At 73.4% G+C, this 20723-nt stretch carries 19 protein-coding genes and 1 pseudogene; 18 read left to right on the top strand and 2 right to left on the bottom strand.

Features of this window, described 5'->3' with window-relative positions; all coding sequences use genetic code 11:
• Nucleotide 1: 1 nt before the first annotated feature.
• The 3 genes from BM028_RS12835 (at nucleotide 2) to BM028_RS12845 (ending at nucleotide 4627) form a co-directional block, all read left to right on the top strand.
• Nucleotides 2–1984: a primosomal protein N' family DNA-binding protein gene (locus tag BM028_RS12835; RefSeq protein WP_092386997.1), complete on the top strand. Its 1983-nt coding sequence runs from the start codon at nucleotides 2–4 to the stop codon at nucleotides 1982–1984.
• A 373-nt stretch (nucleotides 1985–2357) separates the two neighbouring features.
• Nucleotides 2358–3407 carry an L-threonine 3-dehydrogenase gene (tdh, locus tag BM028_RS12840; RefSeq protein WP_092387308.1) on the top strand — a complete coding sequence of 350 codons (1050 nt, stop codon included), beginning with the start codon at nucleotides 2358–2360 and terminating at the stop codon, nucleotides 3405–3407.
• Complete coding sequence (locus BM028_RS12845) at nucleotides 3407–4627, top strand: glycine C-acetyltransferase (RefSeq protein ID WP_092386998.1); 1221 nt, start codon at nucleotides 3407–3409, stop codon at nucleotides 4625–4627. The genes tdh and BM028_RS12845 overlap by 1 nt, the downstream gene beginning before the upstream one ends.
• Here the strand turns inward: BM028_RS12845 and BM028_RS12850 are convergent.
• Nucleotides 4614–5072 carry a DUF4383 domain-containing protein gene (locus BM028_RS12850; protein ID WP_175496074.1) on the bottom strand — a complete coding sequence of 153 codons (459 nt, stop codon included), beginning with the start codon at nucleotides 5070–5072 and terminating at the stop codon, nucleotides 4614–4616. The two genes, BM028_RS12845 and BM028_RS12850, sit on opposite strands and share 14 nt — an antisense overlap.
• Before the next feature lie 54 nt (nucleotides 5073–5126).
• Between BM028_RS12850 and BM028_RS18560 the strand changes: the two genes are divergently transcribed.
• The 3 genes from BM028_RS18560 to BM028_RS12865 are packed head-to-tail and all read left to right on the top strand — an operon-like array spanning nucleotide 5127 to nucleotide 10607.
• Entirely contained in the window at nucleotides 5127–8123 is a 2997-nt protein-coding gene (locus tag BM028_RS18560; RefSeq protein WP_092387005.1) for a DEAD/DEAH box helicase family protein, read from the top strand.
• A 58-nt stretch (nucleotides 8124–8181) separates the two neighbouring features.
• Complete coding sequence (gene fmt / locus BM028_RS12860; RefSeq protein ID WP_092387007.1) at nucleotides 8182–9117, top strand: methionyl-tRNA formyltransferase; 936 nt, start codon at nucleotides 8182–8184, stop codon at nucleotides 9115–9117.
• Nucleotides 9114–10607: an RsmB/NOP family class I SAM-dependent RNA methyltransferase gene (locus BM028_RS12865; protein WP_071296280.1), complete on the top strand. Its 1494-nt coding sequence runs from the start codon at nucleotides 9114–9116 to the stop codon at nucleotides 10605–10607. The genes fmt and BM028_RS12865 overlap by 4 nt, the downstream gene beginning before the upstream one ends.
• Nucleotides 10608–10635: 28 nt before the next feature.
• Here BM028_RS12865 and BM028_RS12870 read toward each other — a convergent pair whose 3' ends face one another.
• Nucleotides 10636–11289, bottom strand: a complete 654-nt coding sequence (locus tag BM028_RS12870; RefSeq protein ID WP_092387009.1) for an NAD(P)-dependent oxidoreductase — start codon at nucleotides 11287–11289, stop codon at nucleotides 10636–10638.
• Nucleotides 11290–11351: 62 nt separating this feature from the next.
• On the opposite strand from BM028_RS12870, the gene BM028_RS12875 reads away from it, so the two are divergent.
• From BM028_RS12875 to trpA, 12 genes and pseudogenes are all read left to right on the top strand, one after another.
• Nucleotides 11352–11954: a TetR/AcrR family transcriptional regulator gene (locus tag BM028_RS12875; protein ID WP_092387010.1), complete on the top strand. Its 603-nt coding sequence runs from the start codon at nucleotides 11352–11354 to the stop codon at nucleotides 11952–11954.
• 47 nt (nucleotides 11955–12001) lie between these two features.
• The gene (gene rpe, locus BM028_RS12880; protein ID WP_092387012.1) at nucleotides 12002–12661 is read left to right on the top strand and encodes a ribulose-phosphate 3-epimerase; all 660 of its coding nucleotides are present in this window, start codon (nucleotides 12002–12004) and stop codon (nucleotides 12659–12661) included.
• A gap of 101 nt (nucleotides 12662–12762) precedes the next feature.
• Nucleotides 12763–13026: a phosphoribosyl-ATP diphosphatase gene (locus tag BM028_RS12885; RefSeq protein ID WP_031259753.1), complete on the top strand. Its 264-nt coding sequence runs from the start codon at nucleotides 12763–12765 to the stop codon at nucleotides 13024–13026.
• 45 nt (nucleotides 13027–13071) lie between these two features.
• On the top strand, nucleotides 13072–13911 hold the full coding sequence (gene hisG, locus BM028_RS12890; RefSeq protein ID WP_022906699.1) for an ATP phosphoribosyltransferase: 840 nt from the start codon (nucleotides 13072–13074) through the stop codon (nucleotides 13909–13911).
• Nucleotides 13908–14672, top strand: coding sequence for an imidazole glycerol phosphate synthase subunit HisF (gene hisF / locus BM028_RS12895; protein WP_092387014.1), 765 nt, complete (start codon nucleotides 13908–13910; stop codon nucleotides 14670–14672). Before hisG ends, hisF begins: the two co-directional genes overlap by 4 nt.
• A gap of 25 nt (nucleotides 14673–14697) precedes the next feature.
• Nucleotides 14698–15066: pseudogene (hisI, locus tag BM028_RS12900) on the top strand (phosphoribosyl-AMP cyclohydrolase); the annotation flags it as partial.
• A gap of 89 nt (nucleotides 15067–15155) precedes the next feature.
• Nucleotides 15156–16700: an anthranilate synthase component I gene (locus tag BM028_RS12905; protein WP_070416237.1), complete on the top strand. Its 1545-nt coding sequence runs from the start codon at nucleotides 15156–15158 to the stop codon at nucleotides 16698–16700.
• Complete coding sequence (locus tag BM028_RS12910; protein ID WP_092387016.1) at nucleotides 16697–17467, top strand: Trp biosynthesis-associated membrane protein; 771 nt, start codon at nucleotides 16697–16699, stop codon at nucleotides 17465–17467. Before BM028_RS12905 ends, BM028_RS12910 begins: the two co-directional genes overlap by 4 nt.
• Entirely contained in the window at nucleotides 17464–17703 is a 240-nt protein-coding gene (locus BM028_RS12915; RefSeq protein WP_070416235.1) for an HGxxPAAW family protein, read from the top strand. Before BM028_RS12910 ends, BM028_RS12915 begins: the two co-directional genes overlap by 4 nt.
• Nucleotides 17704–17719: 16 nt before the next feature.
• Nucleotides 17720–18505 (top strand): indole-3-glycerol phosphate synthase TrpC, encoded by a 786-nt coding sequence (gene trpC, locus BM028_RS12920; protein WP_092387312.1) that lies wholly within the window; start codon nucleotides 17720–17722, stop codon nucleotides 18503–18505.
• A gap of 56 nt (nucleotides 18506–18561) precedes the next feature.
• On the top strand, nucleotides 18562–19776 hold the full coding sequence (gene trpB / locus BM028_RS12925) for a tryptophan synthase subunit beta (protein ID WP_070416234.1): 1215 nt from the start codon (nucleotides 18562–18564) through the stop codon (nucleotides 19774–19776).
• Nucleotides 19773–20567, top strand: a complete 795-nt coding sequence (trpA, locus tag BM028_RS12930) for a tryptophan synthase subunit alpha (RefSeq protein WP_070416233.1) — start codon at nucleotides 19773–19775, stop codon at nucleotides 20565–20567. Before trpB ends, trpA begins: the two co-directional genes overlap by 4 nt.
• Nucleotides 20568–20723 lie beyond the last annotated feature (156 nt).

Genomic DNA, 20723 nt, shown 5'->3' on the forward strand with positions numbered 1-20723 from the left:
CGTGACCACCGTCGCGCGCGTCGTCCTCGACTCGCCGCTCCCGCAGTTGGACCGTCTGTTCGACTACCGGGTGCCGGACGGGCTCGAGGACGACTGCGTGCCGGGGGTGCGGGTCAAGGTGCCGCTCCGCACCGGTGCGCGCATGTCCGACGCCTACGTGGTCGAGATCGTCACCGAGGGTGAGTACCCGGGCGAGCTCAGTGCCATCGAGACGGTCGTCTCCCCGGTGCCGGTCCTCGCGCCGGAGATCTGGTCGCTCGCGCGCGCCGTGGCCGACCGTGCCGCGGGGGTGGCGTCCGACGTGCTCCGGCTCGCCGTGCCGACGCGCCAGGTCCGTGCCGAGAAGGCCTGGCTGGCCCGCGACACCGCGTGGTCGCCGCCGGCGGTCGAGCCGCCGCCCGTCACCGGCTACGCCGAGGGCGTCCTGGAGGCGCTGGTCGCCGACCACGGTCGCGCTGCGGTCGCCGCCGTCCCCCACCCGACAGCGCTCGGTGCCGCCGACGCGCCGGTCTGGGTCCCCGGGTGGGCCGCCACGCTCGCCCAGGCGGCCGCGCACACGGTCGCCGCGGAGCAGTCGGCCGTGATCGCCGTGCCGGACTTCCGCGACGTCACCGACCTCGAGCGTGCGCTCCTCGCGGTGCTGCCGCCGGAACGGGTCGTGCGGTTCGACGCCAAGCAGACGAACGGGCAGCGGGCGAAGGCCCTGCTGCAGGCGAGGACCCACGCGGTCGTCGCGATCGGCAACCGCACGGCGGTGTACGCGCCGGCGACCGAGCTCGGACTCATCGCCATGTGGGACGACGGGGACGCCTCGTTCATCGAGCCGCGCGCCCCGTACGTGCACACCCGGGACGTCGCCCTCGTCCGGGCCGCGCAGTCCGGGGCCGCGCTGCTGTTCCTGTCGCACGCCCGGAGCACCGACGTGCAACGGCTCGTCGAGCTGCACTGGCTGCAGGAGGTCACGCCGTACCGGGTGAAGACACCCAAGGTCATCCCGACCGTCCAGCAGACCGGTGCCGAGGGGTACGCGGCACAGGCCCGCATCCCGAGCTCGGCGTGGCGCGCCGCGCGCGAGGCCAGCCAGCACGGAGCCGTCCTCGTGCAGGTCGCCAGTCCGGGGTTCGGCACCGGGCTCGTCTGCGCCGAGTGCGGTGAGCGCGCGCACTGCCGGATCTGTGGCGGTCCGCTCGGCAGCCCGCACCGGGGTGCGACGCCGCAGTGCCGGTTCTGCGGCGCGCTGGCGGTCGGGTTCCGCTGCCCGACGTGCGGCAACGGCACGGTGAAGCCGGTCGGGCAGGGGGCGCAGCGCACCGCTGACGAGCTCGGCCGGGCGTTCCCGGGCACGCGCATCGTGGTCGCCGACGGCTCCCGTCCGCTCGACGAGGTCCCGGCGCGCCCCTCGGTCGTGGTCGCCACACGCGGTGCCGAGCCGAGCGTCCCGGGCGGGTACGCGTGCGTGCTCCTGCTCGACGGGGAGCGCATGCTCGCGCGCGAGGGGCTCCGCGTGCAGGAGGACGTCCTGCGCTTCTGGACGAACGCCGCCGCCAAGGGAGCCCCGGGCGCCGAGGCGTACCTCGTCGGCATCGGCGGGAAGCTCGCGACGGCCATGGCGCTGTGGCGGCTCGACGGTCCGGCGCACGACGAGCTCGCCGACCGCCGCGAGCTGCACTTCCCACCGGCCGTGCGGGTCGCGACGCTGACGGGCACGGACGAGGCGGTGACGGCCGCGGTCGAGGCGCTCGACGGCCTCACGGTCGGCGCCGTGCTCGGTCCGGTGCCGGTCGAGGACGACGCACTCCCGGGCACCGTCCGTGCGATCGTGCGCTTCCCGTACGCGCACGGTGCCGAGGTGGCGGCGACCCTCAAGGCCGAGGTGATCCGGCGTGCGTCCACGCGGCGGGTGCTGCCCGGGGGGAACCGACGTCGGGCGGCGCCGGCGCTCCGGGTGCGGCTCGACGACGCGGAGCCCTTCAGCGAGGTCTGACCCGGCCGGCCGCGCGCTGCCGGGCGCGGGCCGTCGCGCCGGTCGTGCGCCGTGCCTCCAGGGCGCCTGTCGCGTGCCGCGTGCCGCGCGTTGCCCGCGCGCGCATGTTCCGACGTTCCGCCCGTCGATCGACGCGTGTTCTGTCGCCACATGCGCACGCACCGTCTGCGTGCGCATGTTCCGACGTTCCGCCCGTCGATCGACGTGTGTTCTGTCGACGCATGCGCACGCACCGGCCGCCCGGGCGCCCGTGTCCACGCCGTGCATGCGACATGCGCGGCCCACGCGCGCGACCTGTGCCAGGGTGGACGACGGCGGTCACGAGCCGCCGACGACACACATCACGCACGACGAGGTGACGCGGATGACGCCGATGAGGGCGCTGTACAAGCCGGACGCTGCTCCGGGACTGATCATGACCGAGCGGCCGGTACCGGTCCCGACGGAGGACGAGGTCCTCATCCGGGTCCTCCGCACCGGGATCTGCGGGACCGACCTGCACATCCGGCGGTGGGACGACTGGGCGGCCTCGGCGGTCACGGCCCCGCTGGTCCCCGGACACGAGTTCTTCGGCGAGGTGGTCGAGGTCGGCTCCGCCGTGCGCGACGTCGCGGTGGGAGACCGGGTCTCCGGCGAGGGCCACATCGTGTGCGGCACGTGCCGGAACTGCCGGGCCGGCCGACGCCAGATGTGCATCCGCACGAAGGGCCTCGGCGTGCAGCGGGACGGCGCCTTCGCGGAGTACCTGACGCTGCCCGGCGCGAACGTCTGGGTGCACCACGCCGACGTCGACCCCGAGGTCGGCGCCCTGTTCGACCCGCTCGGCAACGCGGTCCACACGGCGCTCGCGTCCCCCGTCGTCGGCGAGGACGTGCTCGTCACCGGGTGCGGGCCGATCGGCCTCATGGCGATCGCGGTCGCCCGGCACGCCGGTGCCCGGTTCGTGGTCGGCACCGACGTCAGTGCGGAGCGCCTGGCGATGGCGACGGCGATGGGCGCCGACCTCGGCGTCGACGTCGGTGCCGCCGGTGACCCGATCCGGGCGGCGCAGGAGCAGCTCGGCATGCGCGAGGGGTTCGACGTCGGCTTCGAGATGTCCGGCGCCCCGACCGCCCTCCCGGCGATGGTCGACAACATGAACCACGGCGGGCGGATCGCCATGCTCGGACTCCCGACCGGCGAGATCGCGGTCGACTGGGGCAAGGTCGTGACGCACATGCTCACGGTCACGGGCATCTACGGCCGCGAGATGTTCGAGACGTGGCAGACCATGAGCTCGATGCTGCAGACGAGCGAGGTGCTGCGCGACCGCATCGCGTCGATCGTCTCGGGGCGCTTCGCGGCGCGTGACTGGGAGGCAGCGTTCGCCGCGGCGGCGAGCGCGGACGGCGGCAAGGTCGTCATCGACTGGACGGAGATCTGATGTACGGCGCGATCAAGGACCACCTGACGGCCGAGCTGGCGGGCATCGAGGCCGCCGGGCTCACGAAGCGGGAGCGCGGCATCGCCGGTCCGCAGCGTGCGGCGATCGAGGCGGACGGTGCTCCGCTGCTGAACTTCTGCGCGAACAACTACCTCGGGCTGGCGGACTCCACCGATCTCGTCGACGCGGCGAAGGACGCCCTCGACCGCTGGGGCTACGGCATGGCGAGCGTCCGGTTCATCTGCGGCACGCAGGACCTCCACCTCGACCTCGAGCGTCGCGTGTCGGCGTTCCTCGGCACCGAGGCCACGATCCTCTACTCGTCGTGCTTCGACGCGAACGGCGGCCTGTTCGAGGTGCTCCTCGGGCCGGAGGACGCGATCATCTCGGACGAGCTGAACCACGCCTCGATCATCGACGGCGTGCGGCTGTCGAAGGCGCAGCGGTACCGGTACCGCAACCGCGACGTGCAGGACCTCGAGGCGCAGCTCGTCGCCGCCGGGGACGCCCGGTTCCGCGCGATCGTCACCGACGGCGTCTTCTCGATGGACGGCTCGATCGCCCCGCTCGCCGAGATCTGCGACCTCGCGGACCGCTACGACGCCCTCGTCATCGTCGACGACTCGCACGCCGTCGGGTTCGTCGGCGAGCACGGCCGGGGGACGCCCGAGCTGTGCGGCGTCGCGGACCGGGTCGACGTGTGCACGGGCACGTTCGGCAAGGCACTCGGGGGTGCGAGCGGCGGGTACGTCGCCAGCCGCCAGGAGATCGTCGACCTGCTGCGGCAGCGGTCCCGTCCGTACCTGTTCTCGAACTCGCTCGCGCCGGTGATCGCCGCGGGGACGGTCGCAGCGCTCGACCTCATCGAGCGGTCGGACGACGCGCGCGAACGGCTGCGGGCGAACGCGGCGCGATTCCGGTCGCTCATGACCGACGCCGGGTTCGAGCTGTTGCCGGGGGAGCACCCGATCGTCCCGGTGATGTTCCACGACGCGGCCCTGACCGCACGGATCGCCGACGAGATGCAGGCGCGCGGAATCTACGTGACGGCGTTCAGCTACCCGGTGGTGCCGAAGGGCCGGGCGCGGATCCGTGTGCAGCTCTCGGCGGCGCACACCGAGGAGCAGGTCCGGCGGTGCGTGACGGCCTTCACCGAGGCCCGAGCGGCCGCGGCGCGAGCGGCCGCGGGTCCGGTCGGCGACGCGGTCAGCTCGCGCTGACGGCGGAGTGGCGCTCGCGTGGGAAGACCACGCCGAGCGCCACCATCCCGATCGCGAGCACCAGGTGCAGCCAGTTGTCCGCCCAGTTCAGCGGCACGAAGTTCGCCCCGAAGTCGTGTCCGGCGGTGAACAGCCCGTACACCCACAGCACGAAGTAGACGACGCCACCGATCACGAGGTACATGCGGGACCCGGTGGCGTACCGCGCCGCGAGCAGTCCGACGACCCCGAACAGCAGGTGCACGACGTTGTGGAGCACCGACACCTGGAACAGTCCGAGCAGCATCGCCATCGAGCCGTGCCCCGCCCCGCCGAGGTCGCCCGTCGTCAGCCCGGGGACGAACCCGGCGATCCCGACGAGCAGGAAGACGATCCCGACGACGAGTGCGATCGCCTGGATGCTCGAGCCCGCGTAGCGGTTGGCGGACGTGGTGACGTCGGACATGGTGGAACCTCCTCGTTCGGCTGCTGGCGACGGTACCCGTGGGAGACTCGGACGGTGACGACGGGGGAACGCACGAACGACCGCACGAACGACCGCACGGGGGCCCGCACGCTCCCGCTCGCCAGCTGGCGTTACCAGGGCACGCTGCGCACGTACCAACGCGACGTCCTCGACCGGGTGCCGGTCGAACCCGGCGACCCCGTCCACGTCGTCGCGCCCCCCGGGGCCGGCAAGACCCTGCTCGGGCTGCTCCTCGCCGGACGCCACGGTGCGCGCGCCCTCGTGCTCGCGCCGACCGCGACGATCCGCTCGCAGTGGGCCCGATCGGCGTCGGCCCTGCACGGCGAGGCGACGGTGTCCGAGGACCCGGACCGCCCCGGCGACCTCACCGCGCTGACCTACCAGATGCTCTCCGTCCTCGACACCGGCAGTCCGCTCACCGACCTCGCCACCGCGGACTGGCGTCGCGAACTCATCGACGGGGGACGGGACGACGCGGCCGCGGCACGGTGGATCGACGACCTCCGCACCAGCAACCCGGCAGCGTTCCGGAAGGGCGTCCGTCGCCGTTCCCGCGCGATCCGGAAGCGGCTCGCGCGCGAGGACCCCGAGCGCCTCGCCGAGGCCCTGCACCCGAACGCCCGCGCACTCGTCGACCGGCTCGTGGCACACGGCGTCGAGACCGTCGTCCTCGACGAGTGCCACCACCTCCTCGACCACTGGGCGCTGGTGGTCGCCTACCTGCTCGGCCGCATCCGCGCGTCCGGCCGCGAACCGGTCGTCATCGGCCTGACCGCGACCCTGCCGTCCACCGACGACCGCGACGCCCACGACACCTACACCGCACTGCTCGGCGACGTCGACCACGAAGTGCCGACACCCGCCGTCGTGAAGGAGGGCAACCTCGCGCCCTACCGCGACCACGTCTGGTTCGTCGAGCCGACGCCGGACGAGCTCGCCTTCCTGCGCGACCACGAACGCCGACTCGCCGCGCTGATCCGCGGCGCGCTCGCCGAACCCGACGGGATCGACTGGCTCGAGACGACGCTGCAACCGGAGACAAGCACCGGCCCGGTCCCCGGACCGGACCCCGGCACACGGCCCGCCACCGCCGAGGAACGACTCGCCGCAGCCTTCGCCGCCGACTTCCCCGTCGCCGAGGCCGCCGCACGCACCCTCGCCGAGTTCCGCCCCGACCACCCACTGCTCGCGCTCCTGCCCGACGACGTCCGACGCGCCCCCGACGCGGAGGGGCGGATCCGGGTCCTCGCCCGCTACGCCCTCGACCGACTGCTGCCCGACCCCGACCGTGCGGAGCAGTGGCAGCGCATCAAGCGCTCGATCGTGGACTTCGGCTTCACCCTGACCGACCGCGGCGTCCGACGGAGCCGCGACCCGATCGACACCGTGCTCGCATCGTCCGCCGCGAAGGACCGCGCCGTCGTCGACCTGCTCCACCTCGAACTCTCCCAGGACGCCGCCGACCGGGTCCGGGCCGTCGTGGTGACCGACCACGCCACCCACGGCAACACCCGGGGGAGCGCCGTCCCCGCCGCGGGCGCACTCCGGACCTTCGCCACGGTCGCGACGGAGGACCACCCCGTGCCGCTGCGCCCCGTGCTCGTCACCGCACGCCACCTCCGGATCGCCGCCCGGGACGCCGACGTCCTGCTCCCCGCACTCGAGCAGCGCCTCGGCACGACCTGCAGCACGGAACCGGTGCCCGACGACCCGCACGTGCTCAGCGTCGAGACCCCCGGTGCCGGATCGGCCGCCGTGCTGGCCGCCGTCTCCGCCCTGCTCGCGGACGGCACCACCCGACTCGTCATCGGTACCCGTGGCCTGCTCGGCGAGGGCTGGGACTGCCCCGCCGCGAACACCCTCATCGACCTCACCGCCGTCGCGACCTCGTCGGCGACCCAGCAGCTCCGCGGTCGCACGCTCCGCCTCGACCCGGCGTGGCCCCGCAAGGTCGCCCACAACTGGACCGTCACCGCCGTCATCCCGGCCGACGTCCCGCTCGACGCCGCCCCGGACGTCTCCCGGATGCGCCGGAAGCACGAACAGATCTGGGGACTCCTCCGCTCCGACGCTGCGCAGGTGGTCCGCGGCACGTCGATCGCGCTCACCGACGGACAGGCCCGCCGGCTCGCCGGACTCGTCGCCAAGGACGAGCGGCAGACCGTGCGGGCCCTCGACGAGACCATCGCCGCCGAACTCCCCACCCGGGCAGACAGCTGGGCCGCCTGGCGCGTGGGCGAGCCCTACGCCGACCGCGAGAGCACGGCGACCGTCGTCGAGGAACCACGCACGCAGCCGTTCCGCACCGGACCGACCGCGGAGTTCGTGCTCGCCGTCGTCCTCGGCGCGGTCCTCTGGCTGCTCGCCGAGTCCGCCCGGGGCATCGTCGCCCTCTGGCGGCTCGGCTCGGTGCCCGGCGTGCTCGGGCTCCTCGTCGTCATCGGTCTCGCCGTCCTGCTCGTCTGGCCCGTCGCCCGACAGCTCGGCCTCGCCCTCCGCCAGCGGTTCAGCACCGTCGGCGCCTACCGCAGAGCCGTCCGGGTCGTCGTCGACGCACTGCACCGGGCCGGTCGGGTCCCGGCGTTCGGCGAGGGGGACGTCCGCGTCACCGCGCAGATGGCGGGGAAGGTGCCGCAGAGCTTCACGATGGAGGTGCTCGGCGCACGCCCCGAGGACCGCCGCGTCGTGACCGGCGCGCTCGCCGAGTTCTTCGGCCCGGTGCGGACCCCGCGCTTCCTGCTGCAGGTCAGCCGCACCGAGCGCGCGACCGTGCGCCGGGCGCCGTTGCTCGTCGTGGCCCTGGCCGTGGCCCGTGCGGTCACCCCGGGCGACCGGTACTTCGCCGTGCCGGCGGCCGTGGGACGTCGCCGTGCCGATGCCGAGGCGTTCGCCGCCGACTGGAGCCGCCGGGTCGGTCCGTGCCGCCTGCACGAGATCGACTCGCCGGAGTCGCTCGTGTTGCTGGTCCGTGCCCGCCGGACGTCGGGTGCCGCCACGGCCGCGCCGGTGCTCCGCGACCAGTGGTCCTGACACGATCGGAGCTGCCGTCGGACGCGGAGCACGTGGGGAACATGGGAGGATCGAACCCATGCGTCTCGTCGTCGCCGGCAGCCCCGCTGCGGCCGTCCCCACCCTCCGCCGCCTCGCGGCGTCCGAGCACGAGATCGCCGCGGTGCTCACCCGTCCGGCGACCCCGCACGGCCGGAAGCGCGTCCTCACCCCGACCCCCGTCGCCCAGGTCGCACAGGAGCTCGGCCTCCCGGTGATCGAGGCGTCCCGGGTCGACGACGAGGTCACCGCCCGCATCGCCGACCTCGGGGTCGACCTCGGCGTCATCGTCGCGTACGGCGCCCTGCTCCGACGCCCGGCGCTCGACGCCCCGCGGCTCGGCTGGGTGAACCTGCACTTCTCGGACCTGCCGCAGTACCGCGGCGCCGCCCCCGTCCAGCGCGCGGTGATGGCCGGCGACACCCGCACCGCCGCGACGGTGTTCCAGCTCGTCGAGGCGCTCGACGCCGGTCCGGTGTACGCGAGCGACCCGTTCGACATCGACCCCGAGGCGACCTCCGGCGAGGTCCTCGCCGCGATGGCCGAGACCGGCGCCGAGACCGTCGTCCGCGTCGTCGACGACATCGCCGCGGGCACCGCGGTCGCCGTGGAGCAGACCGGCGAGCCCACCCTCGCCCCGAAGCTGACCATCGACGACGGTCGCATCGACTTCGCTGCGCCGGCCGCCGTCGTGCACGCACGCCTGCGCGGCGTCACGCCCGAGCCCGGCGCGTACGCCCACCTCGGCGAAACCCGCGTCAAGCTGCTCCGCAGCAACCGACTGCCAGGAGGCGCGGCAGACCCCGCCCCGTCGCTCGCCCCCGGTGCGCTCAGCGTCCAGGGCGGTCGGCTGCTCGTCGGGACCGCCGACGACCCGCTCGTGCTCACCGAGGTGCAACCCGCCGGCAAGAAGGCGATGGACGCCGCCGCCTGGGCCCGGGGCCTCGGCTCCCTCGACGGGAAGGTCCTGGCGTGAGCGCCGCGAGCACCGGGCAGCGCCGGCACCACGGACCGCGGCAGACGAGCGCCCGCCGTGTCGCCTTCGACGTGCTGCGGGCGGTGCAGGTCGACGACGCCTACGCCAACCTCCTGCTCCCGACCCGGATACGCCGCGCCGGGCTCTCCGCGCGCGATGCCGGGTTCGCCACCGAGCTGACCTACGGGTCGATCCGGATGCTCGGCCGGTACGACGCGATCATCGCCCTCGCCTCCGGTCGTCGCATCGACAACGTCGAGTCCGACGTGCTCGACGTCCTCCGGCTCGGCGCCCACCAGCTGCTCGGGATGCGCACCCCGACGCACGCCGCCGTCGACGCCACGGTCGAGCTCGCCCGCGAGGTCGGTGCCCGCCGTGCCACCGGCTTCGTCAACGCCGTGCTGCGCAAGGTGGCCGCACGGACCGACGACGAGTGGGACGCGCTCATCACCGAGGGCCGCGGTGGGGACGCACTGCTCGCCACCCGGTGGTCGCACCCCACGTGGGTGGTGTCCGCGCTGCGGGACGCCCTCGCTGCCGAACGCTCGCGGGACGAGCTCGCCGCGCTCCTGGCGGCCGACAACGCCGCACCCCGGGTGCAGCTCGCCGCGCTGCCCGGGCTGGCCACCGACGAGGACGTCGCCGCTGCCCGGGCCCACGCCGCGACCGCGACCGAACACGAGACGGACGCCGACGACGAGACGCAGGTCGCGCCTCCCGAGCCGCTCACGGACCCCGAGGCGGACCTGCCGGTCTCGCCCGTCGGCATCCGCGGGATCTCCGGCGACCCCGCCCGCGTGCCGGGCGTCACCGCCGGACGGCTCCGCGTGCAGGACGAGGGCTCCCAGCTCGCGGCACTGGCGCTCAGCCGGTCGTCGGCGATCCGGCCGGGGGAGCGGTGGCTCGACCTCTGCGCCGGACCCGGCGGCAAGGCGGCGCTCCTCGCGGCCGAGGCCGCACAGGGCGGGGCGACCCTCGTGGCGAACGAACTCGTGCCGGCGCGTGCCGGACTCGTGCGGAAGGCCCTCGCGGGCTCCGGCGACGGCGTGACCGTGGTCGAGGGCGACGGTCGGCGCTTCGGTCGTGACGGCGCCGGGGTGACGTTCGACCGGATCCTGCTCGACGCGCCGTGCACCGGACTCGGAGCGCTCCGGCGTCGTCCGGAGGCCCGGTGGCGCAAGCAGCCCGAGGACGTCCCCGAGCTCGCCGCGCTGCAGGCCGAACTGCTCGACGCCGCCGTGCGAGTGCTCGCACCGGGCGGGACCCTGGCGTACGTGACGTGCTCGCCGCACCTGGCGGAGACCCGCGGCCAGGTCGACGCCCTGATGGCGCGGCACGGTGGCGAGCTCGAGCAGCTCGACACCGCGTCCGTCGTGCGGTCGGTTGCCGCGCGGGACCCGCGGGTGGCCGACGGGAACACGGTGCAGCTCTGGCCGCACCGCATCGGGACGGACGCGATGTTCATCGCGCTGTTCCGGCGCGTCGCGTAGCACGAGAGCCCAGCAGCAGGCCGCCGGCTCAGCGTGACCGGCGGTACGCGCTCCCGTCGCAGGTGTGCACGGCGTCCTCGTCGAACAGCGCCCGCAGGTTGTACGCGGCGCAGTCGCGGAAGGTCGCGATGCTGATCCACCGCGCCGAGCGGCGGAGCTCGCCCTTCGCGGGGCCGTCCGAGCCGATGCCGGCCCGGTGCACCGTCCAGGCAATGTCCCGTGCCTCGGCGTCGAGGTAGCGCATCACCGCCTCGTTGTCGGCGTGCTGCCCGCGGTACGCGCGGGCGAGCGTCGCCCGCACGAGCCGCAGCACCGGTGCGAGCCGCCGGCCGGGAGGCGCGCTCAACCCGCCCGCTTGGTAGAGCAGGCGGGTGGCGCCGCTCCGACGCATCGCCGGCACGAGCGCCTGGACGAAGGGCGTGTTTACCAGACGGTCACGCTGCGCGTCGACGTCCCCGAGCATCACGACGACGGCGGTCACACCGTCCAGCAGTGCGTCGAGGTCGAGGTCGTCGGGGACGGAGCCCGGTACGACCTCGAGGTCGTCGTGCTGGATCGTGAGCTTGGCCGGCGTGCGGGCGACGGCGCGCACCCGGTGTCCGGCGTCGAGGGCGAACTGCGTGAAGTGCTGGCCGGTCTGGCCCGTCGCGCCGAAGACGAGCAGGTGCTGTTGCGATGTCATGGTCCCAATCTAGGCACTGACTAGAAAATAGGCAATGCCTAGTCGCGGGGTAGGGTGGAGGCATGCCGGATCGTCCCTTCCACCACGGGAACCTCCGCGCCGTCCTGCTCGACGAGGCCGTGACGGTCCTGCGTGAGGACGGTGTCGACGGGCTGTCCCTGCGTGACCTCGCGCGCCGTGCCGGTGTGAGCCACGGAGCGCCACGGAGCCACTTCGTCGATCGCCAGGCGCTCCTCGACGCCGTGGCCGAGCTCGGCTTCGACCGGCTGGCCGCCGCGGTGCGCCGAGCGCTGGCCGGGGCCGGTGACCTGGACGACCGCTTCCGCCGGGTCGCCCTCGCGTACGTCGACTTCGCGATCGACGACGCCGCGCTGATGGACCTGATGTTCCAGGCGAAGACGACCACCCGGGCCGGGTCGGTGCAGGCCGCCGCCTCGTCGCTGTTCGCCGTGCTCGACGGCGCGATGGGGAGCGCGCTGGCGGACGGCGGCGACGGCGACGCCCGGCACCTGTTCAAGCTCCTGTTCGCCGCCACCATGCAGGGGATCGCCGCGCTCGTGGTCTCGCGTCGGATCGACCGCGCCGAGGGGGAGCGGCTGGTGGACGCGGCGCTGGAGACGATGCTCCGCTCGGACCTCGGCTCCCGCGCGGTCGGCGCGAACTGAAGCGGGTGCGGAGCGGGCAGACGGACGCGCCCCGGTAGGCTCGACGGGTGACGATCCGCATCTCGCCGAGCATCCTGTCCGCCGACTTCGCGAACCTCGAACGCGAGCTCCACCGCATCGAGACCGCCGACCTGGTGCACGTCGACGTGATGGACAACCACTTCGTGCCGAACCTCACGCTGGGCCTGCCGATCGTGCAGCGCCTGCAGGAGGTCTCCCTGGTGCCGCTCGACGTCCACCTCATGATCACGAACGCCGACACCGAGGCGCCGAAGTACGCCGAGACGGGTGCGTCGAGCGTGACCTTCCACTTCGAGGCCGCCGACGACCCGGTGGCGACCGCCGCGGCGATCCGGTCGAACGGTGCCCGGGCAGCCGTCGCGGTGAAGCCCGGCACCCCGATCACCCAGGTGCTCCACCACCTCGACGCCTACGACATGATCCTGCTCATGACGGTCGAGCCCGGGTTCGGCGGCCAGGCGTTCATGCGCTCGGTGATGCCGAAACTCGCCGACGCCCGTGCGGCGGTCGACGCCTCGGGGCTCGACGTCTGGCTCGAGGTCGACGGCGGGATCGCGGTCGACACGGTGCCCGAGGCGGTCCGCAGCGGTGCCGACACCCTCGTGGCGGGCTCCGCGGTCTACGGCGGCGAGCCGGCCGCGCGCATCGCGGACCTGCGCGAGGCGGCCGCGGCAGCAGGCTCGTGACCGGACCGGTGCCCGAGGTGACGGGCGTGACGGACACGAGCCGCGCCTCCCGTCCGGACGGTACGTCGGCCGTGTCGGCGGGGGACGGTAGCCTGGTGCGCGTGAAGACGTTCGACGACCTGTTCCAGGAGCTCACCGAGAAGGCGCGCACGCGCCCCGAGGGCTCCGGCACCGTCGCCGAACTGGACGCCGGCGTGCACCAGATCGGCAAGAAGATCGTGGAAGAAGCGGCCGAGGTCTGGATGGCGGCCGAGTACGAGGGCGACGAGCGCACCTCGGAGGAGATCTCGCAGCTCGTGTACCACCTGCAGGTGCTCATGGTGGCGAAGGGGCTCACCCCGGCGGACGTCTGGCGACATCTCTGATCCGCTGATCAGCCGCCGACCCTCCACCAGAAAGCAGACCCCCTGATGCTCCGCATCGCCGTGCCCAACAAGGGCTCCCTGTCCGAGACCGCGTCCGACATGCTGCGCGAGGCCGGGTACGCCGGCCGCCGCGACCCGAAGGCGCTCCACCTGCTCGACGAGCGCAACGGCGTCGAGTTCTTCTTCCTCCGCCCGCGCGACATCGCCACGTACGTGGGTTCCGGCGCGCTCGACGTCGGCATTACCGGCCGCGACCTGCTGCTCGACTCCGGCTCCGCTGCGCACGAGGTCGACGCGCTCGGGTTCGCCGACTCGACGTTCCGGTTCGCCGGCACGCCCGGCCGGTTCAGCACGCTGCAGGACCTCGACGGTGTGCGGGTGGCCACGAGCTACCCCGGACTCGTGGGGGAGTTCCTCGCGAAGCACGGCGTCACCGCGACGCTCGTCAAGCTCGACGGCGCGGTCGAGAGCGCCGTGCGCCTCGGTGTCGCCGACGCCGTGGCCGACGTGGTCTCGACGGGCAGCACGCTCCGGGCGGCCGGGCTCGAGATCTTCGGGCCGGTCATCCTCGAGTCGACCGCGCTCCTCATCTCCACCGACGAGACGATCCCCGGCATCGACGTCCTGCGGCGCCGACTGCAGGGCGTGCTCGTCGCGCGCGGCTACGTGATGCTCGACTACGACATCCCCACCGGGCTCCTCGAGCAGGCGACCGCCGTCGCGTCGGGCATCGAGTCGCCGACGGTCTCGCCGCTGCACGGTCGCGACTGGTCGGCCGTCCGCGTGATGATCCCGCGCGACGACGCGAACCTCATCATGGACGCGCTGTACGACCTCGGCGCGCGCGCCATCCTCGTCAGCCCGATCCACGCCGCACGACTGTGACCGGGGTCTCCGTCCGGGTCATCCCCTGCCTGGACGTCAAGGGCGGCCGGGTCGTCAAGGGCGTCAACTTCCTGGACCTGCAGGACGCCGGTGACCCGGTCGAGCTCGCCGCGCGCTACTACGAGCAGGGCGCGGACGAGCTGACCTTCCTCGACGTGGGTGCCACGGTCGAGAACCGCGCGACGATGTACGACACGGTGACGCGCACGGCCGAGCAGGTGTTCATCCCGCTCACCGTCGGTGGCGGCGTCCGGAGCGTCGACGACGTGTCGCGACTGCAGCAGTGCGGTGCGGACAAGATCGGCGTGAACAGCGCCGCGATCGCGCGTCCGGACCTCGTCGGCGAGATCGCGGACCGGTTCGGCGCGCAGGCCGTCGTGCTCTCCCTGGACATCAAGCGGTCCGACCGGATGCCGTCGGGCTTCGTCGTGACGACCCACGGCGGTCGGACCGAGTCCGACCTCGACGCGCTTGCCTGGGCGCGCGAGGCCGTCGAGCGCGGCGCGGGGGAGCTCCTCGTCAACTCGATCGACGCGGACGGCACGAAGAACGGGTTCGACGTCGAGCTCGTGGCGGCGGTGCGCGCGGTCGCGTCGGTCCCGGTCATCGCTTCGGGAGGCGCGGGTCGGCTCGACCACTTCGCCCCCGCGATCGAGGCGGGCGCGGATGCCGTCCTCGCCGCCAGCGTCTTCCACCGCGGCGAGATGACCATCGGTGACGTGAAGGCCGCGCTGCGCGCGACCGGGCACGCCGTCCGCTGACCCGCCGCCGTAGGCTAGGAGTCTCATGACCGACAGCACCAGCACCAGCACGGACGCGGTCCTCGACCGCGCGCGGTTCGGTGCGGACGGGCTGCTCCCCGCCATCGTGCAAGAGGAGTCGTCGAAGGACGTCCTCATGCTCGGCTACATGGACCGAGAAGCCCTCCGCCGCACCCTGACCGAGGGACGAGTGACCTTCTGGTCGCGGTCCCGGAACGAGTACTGGCGCAAGGGCGACACCTCGGGGCACGCGCAGTACGTGCGCGGGGCGGCGTTCGACTGCGACGCGGACACGCTCCTCGTGACCGTCGAGCAGGTCGGCGCCGCGTGCCACACCGGCGCGCACCGCTGCTTCGACGTCGACCCCCTCGAGCCCGTGACGGCGTCCGCGCCCGACGGCGCCGCGTCCGATCTTGCTGGTGCGCCGTCCGATCTCGCTGGTGCGCCGTCCGCTCTCGCTGGTGGGGCCGTGGAGGAGACCCGATGAGCACCGCGACGCTCTCCGACACGCCGCACACGACCTCCCGTCCGGAGTTCGACGCCCTGCTCGACGCCCACCGCGTCGTCCCCGTCGTGCGCGCGCTCTACGCCGACAGCGAGACGCCGGTCGGTGTCTACCGGAAGCTCGCCGACGGCCGGCCCGGTACCTTCCTGCTCGAGTCCGCCGGGCAGGGTGGCCTCTGGTCGCGCTGGTCCTTCGTCGGGGTGCGCAGCTTCGGCGTGCTCACCCAGGACGGCGACCGTGCCGCGTGGATCGACACCGGCATCCCGGCGTCCCGCGCCGTCGACTCGCTCGACGGCGAGCCGCTCGAGGTCCTGGCGCGGCTGCACGAGCGCTGGGCGACCCCGCGGATCCCCGGCACCCCGCCGCTCGTCGGTGGCACCGTCGGGTTCATCGGCTGGGAGGCCGTCCGTCAGCTCGAGCACCTGCCGAACGTGCCGCCGGCCGACTTCGACGTCCCGGGGCAGGCCCTCGCGTTCGTGTCCGAGCTCGCCGCGCTCGACCACCGCACCGGGCTCGTCCTGCTCGTCGCCAGCGTGCTGAACGACGGTGTCGACGACGCCGAGGCGCTGTGGGCGGACGCCCAGGCGCGACTCGACCGGATGCAGGCCGACCTCGTGCAGCCCTCCGCCGCGACCGTCGCCGAGGCGTTCGACATCGCCGAGCCGACGCCGACCCACCGGTCCACCCCCGCGGACTACATGGCGGCCGTCGAGCGGTCGAAGGGCTTCATCCGCGACGGGGACGTCTTCCAGGTCGTCATCTCGCAGCGGTTCGACCACGAGGTCACCGCGGATCCCCTCGACGTCTACCGCGTGCTGCGGACGCTCAACCCGAGCCCGTACATGTACTTCCTGTCCCTGGCGGACACCGCGGACGAGCGCTTCTGGATCGTCGGCGCCTCGCCCGAGGCCCTGGTCAAGGTGCAGGACGGCCGGGCGATCACCCACCCGATCGCCGGGTCGCGTCCGCGCGGCGCCACACCCGAGGCGGACGTCCGTCTCGGCGAGGACCTGCTCGAGGACCCGAAGGAGCGCGCCGAGCACCTCATGCTCGTCGACCTGGCGCGCAACGACCTGCAGAAGGTCTGCGAGCCGGGCACGGTCGCCGTGACCGAGTTCATGACGGTCGAGCGGTTCAGCCACATCATGCACCTGGTGTCGAGCGTCGAGGGCGCCGTGCGGCCCGGGGCCTCGGCGATCGACGTGTTCCGGGCGACCTTCCCGGCCGGCACCCTCTCCGGGGCGCCGAAGCCGCGGGCGCTCGAGATCATCGACGAGCTCGAACCCGCGAAGCGCGGTGCCTACGCGGGCGTGGTCGGCTACTTCGACTTCGCCGGCGACGCCGACCTCGCGATCGCGATCCGCAGCGCCCTCATCAAGGACGGTGTGGCACGCGTGCAGGCCGGGGCCGGGCTCGTGGCCGACTCCGACCCCGAGACCGAGCACATCGAGGCCGTGAACAAGGCCGCGGCACCGCTGCGTGCCATCGCGACCGCCAACCGGATGCGCGGGGTGCACTCGTGACGGCCCGCCGTTCCCGGCCGCTCGTCGTCGTCGCCGGCCTTGCCGTCGCGGGCATCATCATGCTCTCGTGGACGCAGACCTGGTTCACGGTCCACCTCCACGCGGGCGCTGCCGTCGCCGCGAAGGTGGACGCCGACGGTGCGGCCGCGGTCCCGCAGTACACCGCCCTGGCGATCGCGAGCCTCGCGCTCTTCCTGGCGATGACCATCGCCGGTCGGGTCGTCCGGATCGTGCTCGCCGCCGTCGAGATCCTGCTCGGCGTCGGCGTGGTGGTGTCCGGCATCACCGCCCTGGCCGACCCGGTCGCCGCAGCGAAGGGTGCCGTGGGCGAGGTCGCGGGCGTCGCGGACCTGTCCGCCGTCCGCCGGGCCGTGTCGAGCGTGGACGTGTCGGCGTGGCCGGTCGTCGGCATCGTCGGCGGCTTGCTCGCGATGGCGCTCGGGGTCGTCGTGCTCGTCGTGCAGCGGTCCTGGCCGGGGCCGAGCCGGAAGTACGGTGCGGCCACCGCGGGTGCGGCGGCGGATGCCCGTGCGGTGGCGCCGGTCGAACGTGACGCCGTCGTGGACTGGGACGACCTGAGCGCCGGTGTCGACCCGACCTCGGACGCGGTCGCAGGCCCCGACAGCGCAGCCGCGGGCCCCGACAGCGCAGCCACGGGCCCCGACGACGCGAGCGCGGGCGCTGCCGGAGCGGCCCCGGACGACACGGTAGGATCGAACGGACGCCGGTCGAACGACGGCGTCGAAGCAGAACGAGGAGCACCGTGAGCAACACTGAGCCCGCAGAACTCGGCGAAGGCCACTCGCCGGCAGCCTGGACCGCCGTCGTGATCATGCTGATCGGATTCGCGGCCGGCACGCTGTTCTTCTGGTTCGACCAGCCGTGGGGCGTCTGGGCCTCCGCCGGCGTGGTGCTCATCGGCCTCATCGTCGGTGGCGTCATGAAGAAGGCGGGCTACGGCGTCGACGGCCCGAAGTTCGTCCCCAAGCACCACTCCGAGTAGGTCCGGCATGCCGAACGTGCTCGAGACCCTCGTCGCGGGCGCGCTCGAGGACGCCGCGGCCCGTCGCGTCGACCGTCCCTACGCGGACGTCGAACGCGACCTGGACCGCGTCGCGTCCCCGCTCGACGCCCTCACGTTCCTGGCCCCCGGCGACCGGGTGAAGATCCTCGCCGAGGTCAAGCGTGCCAGCCCGTCCCGCGGGTCCATGGCCCCGATCGAGGACCCCGCGTCCCTCGCCGCCGACTACGAGCGCGGCGGTGCCTCGACGATCAGCGTCCTGACCGAGGGGCGCAAGTTCCTCGGCAGCCTCGCCGACCTCGAAGCGGTCAAGGCCCGGGTGGGCGTCCCCGTCCTCCGCAAGGACTTCATCGCCGACCCGTACCAGGTGATCGAGGCCCGGGCGTCCGGTGCCGACGTCGTCCTGCTCATCGTGGCGGCGCTCGAGCAGCAGCAGCTGGTGGAGCTCCACACCCTGGCGGAAGAACTCGGCATGCGCGTCCTGGTCGAGGCGCACTCGGCGGACGAGGTCGCACGCGGCCTCGACGCCGGAGCCCGGATCCTCGGGGTGAACGCCCGCGACCTGACCGACTTCTCGCTCGACCGCGACCTGTTCGGATCGCTCGCCGACCGGATCCCCGACGGGGTCGTGCGCGTCGCCGAGTCCGCGGTCGCCGGTCCGGCCGACGTCGCGCACTACCGTGCCGCCGGCGCCGACGTCGTCCTGGTGGGAGAGGCGCTCGTGACGGGCGACGACCCCGCTGCCACACTCGCGTCGTTCATCGCAGCCGCCGACCGCGACTGACCGACGACAGCATCCATCCCAGCCCGGTTCGCCGGGCGTGTCCCGGGAGACCCATCGTGACCTCACTCCGCGACCTGCACGGACCGTACTTCGGCGACTTCGGCGGGCGGTTCGTCCCCGAGTCGCTCGTCCTCGCGCTCGACGAACTCGAAGCGGCGTTCCGCGAGGCCTGGGCGGACCCGGCCTTCCGCGACGAGCTCGACACACTCCAGCGCGACTACACCGGGCGGCCCTCGATCATCACCGAGGTGCCCCGGTTCGCCAAGCACGCCGGCGGTGCCCGGATCATCCTCAAGCGCGAGGACCTCAACCACACCGGCTCGCACAAGATCAACAACGTGCTCGGTCAGGCGCTCGTGGCGAAGCGCCTCGGCAAGACGCGCCTCATCGCCGAGACCGGCGCCGGCCAGCACGGCGTGGCGACGGCCACCGCGGCGGCGCTGTTCGGCATGGACTGCGTCGTCTACATGGGCGCCGTCGACACCGAGCGTCAGGCGTTGAACGTCGCCCGGATGCGCCTGCTCGGTGCCGAGGTGATCCCGGTCGAGACCGGCTCCCGCACGCTGAAGGACGCCATCAACGACGCCCTGCGCGACTGGGTCGCCAACGTCGACTCCACGCACTACCTGCTCGGCACCGTCGCCGGCCCGCACCCGTTCCCCGAGATGGTGCGCGAGTTCCACAAGGTCATCGGCGAAGAGGCCCGCCAGCAGGTCCTCGACCGGGTCGGACGCCTGCCCGACGCGGTCGCCGCGTGCGTCGGCGGCGGCTCGAACGCCATGGGCATCTTCGAGGCGTTCCTCGACGACGAGTCCGTCGCGCTGCACGGCTTCGAGGCCGGTGGCGACGGCGTCGAGACCGGTCGGCACGCCGCGAGCATCACGCTCGGTCGCGAGGGCGTCCTCCAGGGCACGAAGTCCTACCTCATGCAGGACGAGGACGGCCAGACGATCGAGAGCCACAGCATCTCCGCCGGGCTCGACTACCCGAGCGTCGGGCCGGAGCACGCCTACCTCGCCTCGATCGGGCGTGCGAAGTACGAGCCGATCACCGACGACGAGGCGATGGAGGCCTTCCGCCTGCTGAGCCGCACCGAGGGCATCCTGCCGGCGATCGAGTCGTCGCACGCCCTCGCCGGGGCGATCAAGCTCGGCAAGGAGCTCGGCCCAGAGGGCGTCATCCTCGTGAACCTGTCCGGCCGGGGTGACAAGGACGTCGCGTCCGCCAGTCGCTACTTCGGCATCCTCGACGAGAACGCGGTGCAGCTGTGACCACGAACCAGACGGTCGCGACGACGATCGACACCGCCAACGCCGAGCGCGCGGGCGCCGTCGTCGGCTACCTGCCCGCCGGCTACCCCGACGTGCAGACGAGCGTCGACGCCGCCGTGGCCCTGGCCGAGAACGGCGTCGACGTCATCGAGCTCGGCCTGCCGTACTCCGACCCGGTGATGGACGGCCCGGTCATCCAGCGGGCGGCAGAGGAGAGCCTGGCGAACGGCTTCCGCGTCGCGCAGGTCTTCGACGCCGTGCACCAGATCACCGAGCGGGCGAACGTGCCCGTGCTCGTGATGACCTACTGGAACCCGGTGCTCCGGTACGGCGTCGAGCGGTTCGCCGACGACCTCGTCGCCGCGGGTGCCGCCGGGCTCATCACGCCGGACCTCATCCCCGACGAGGGCGCCGAGTGGATCCGCGAGTCGGAGCGCACCGGCCTGGACCGGGTGTTCCTCGCAGCGCCGTCCTCCTCGGACACGCGCATGCAGCAGGCGGTCCGGTCCAGCCGCGGGTTCGTCTACGCCGTCTCCACCATGGGCGTCACCGGCGCGCGCGAGGGCGTCGACGTCGCAGCGCGCACCGTCGTGTCGCGGCTCCGCGACGCCGGGGTCGAGCGCACGTGCGTCGGTCTCGGCATCTCGACGGCGGAGCAGGTCGGCGAGGTCCTCGAGTACGCCGACGGCGCCATCATCGGGTCCGCCTTCGTCCGGGCCCTCGCGGACCTCGGCGTGCAGGGCGTGGCCGACCGGGCGGCCGACCTCACCTCGGGCGCGCAGCGCCGCTGACGTCCAGGAGGCGCGGTGCCGGCGACCCCGTCGGCCCACCTGCACCGCGGTGCGGGTGAGCGACGCGTCCGCCCCGCACCGCGCCTGGCGTCGGTCACAGTTTCCACAGGACCGAGCCCTCGGTTCCTGACGCACGCACCTCCCGCGCTACAGTGA

It is taken from the genome of Curtobacterium sp. YR515 (genome assembly GCF_900113095.1).
GTDB lineage: Bacteria > Actinomycetota > Actinomycetes > Actinomycetales > Microbacteriaceae > Curtobacterium.

Coding starts and splice junctions, on each gene's coding strand:
- fmt (WP_092387007.1), top strand. CDS start 8,182: ATGCGTCTCGTCGTCGCCGGCAGCCCCGCTGCGGCCGTCCCCACCCTC.
- tdh (WP_092387308.1), top strand. CDS start 2,358: ATGAGGGCGCTGTACAAGCCGGACGCTGCTCCGGGACTGATCATGACC.
- BM028_RS12850 (WP_175496074.1), bottom strand. CDS start 5,072: ATGTCCGACGTCACCACGTCCGCCAACCGCTACGCGGGCTCGAGCATC.
- BM028_RS12870 (WP_092387009.1), bottom strand. CDS start 11,289: ATGACATCGCAACAGCACCTGCTCGTCTTCGGCGCGACGGGCCAGACC.
- BM028_RS12875 (WP_092387010.1), top strand. CDS start 11,352: ATGCCGGATCGTCCCTTCCACCACGGGAACCTCCGCGCCGTCCTGCTC.
- hisG (WP_022906699.1), top strand. CDS start 13,072: ATGCTCCGCATCGCCGTGCCCAACAAGGGCTCCCTGTCCGAGACCGCG.
- BM028_RS12905 (WP_070416237.1), top strand. CDS start 15,156: ATGAGCACCGCGACGCTCTCCGACACGCCGCACACGACCTCCCGTCCG.
- BM028_RS12845 (WP_092386998.1), top strand. CDS start 3,407: ATGTACGGCGCGATCAAGGACCACCTGACGGCCGAGCTGGCGGGCATC.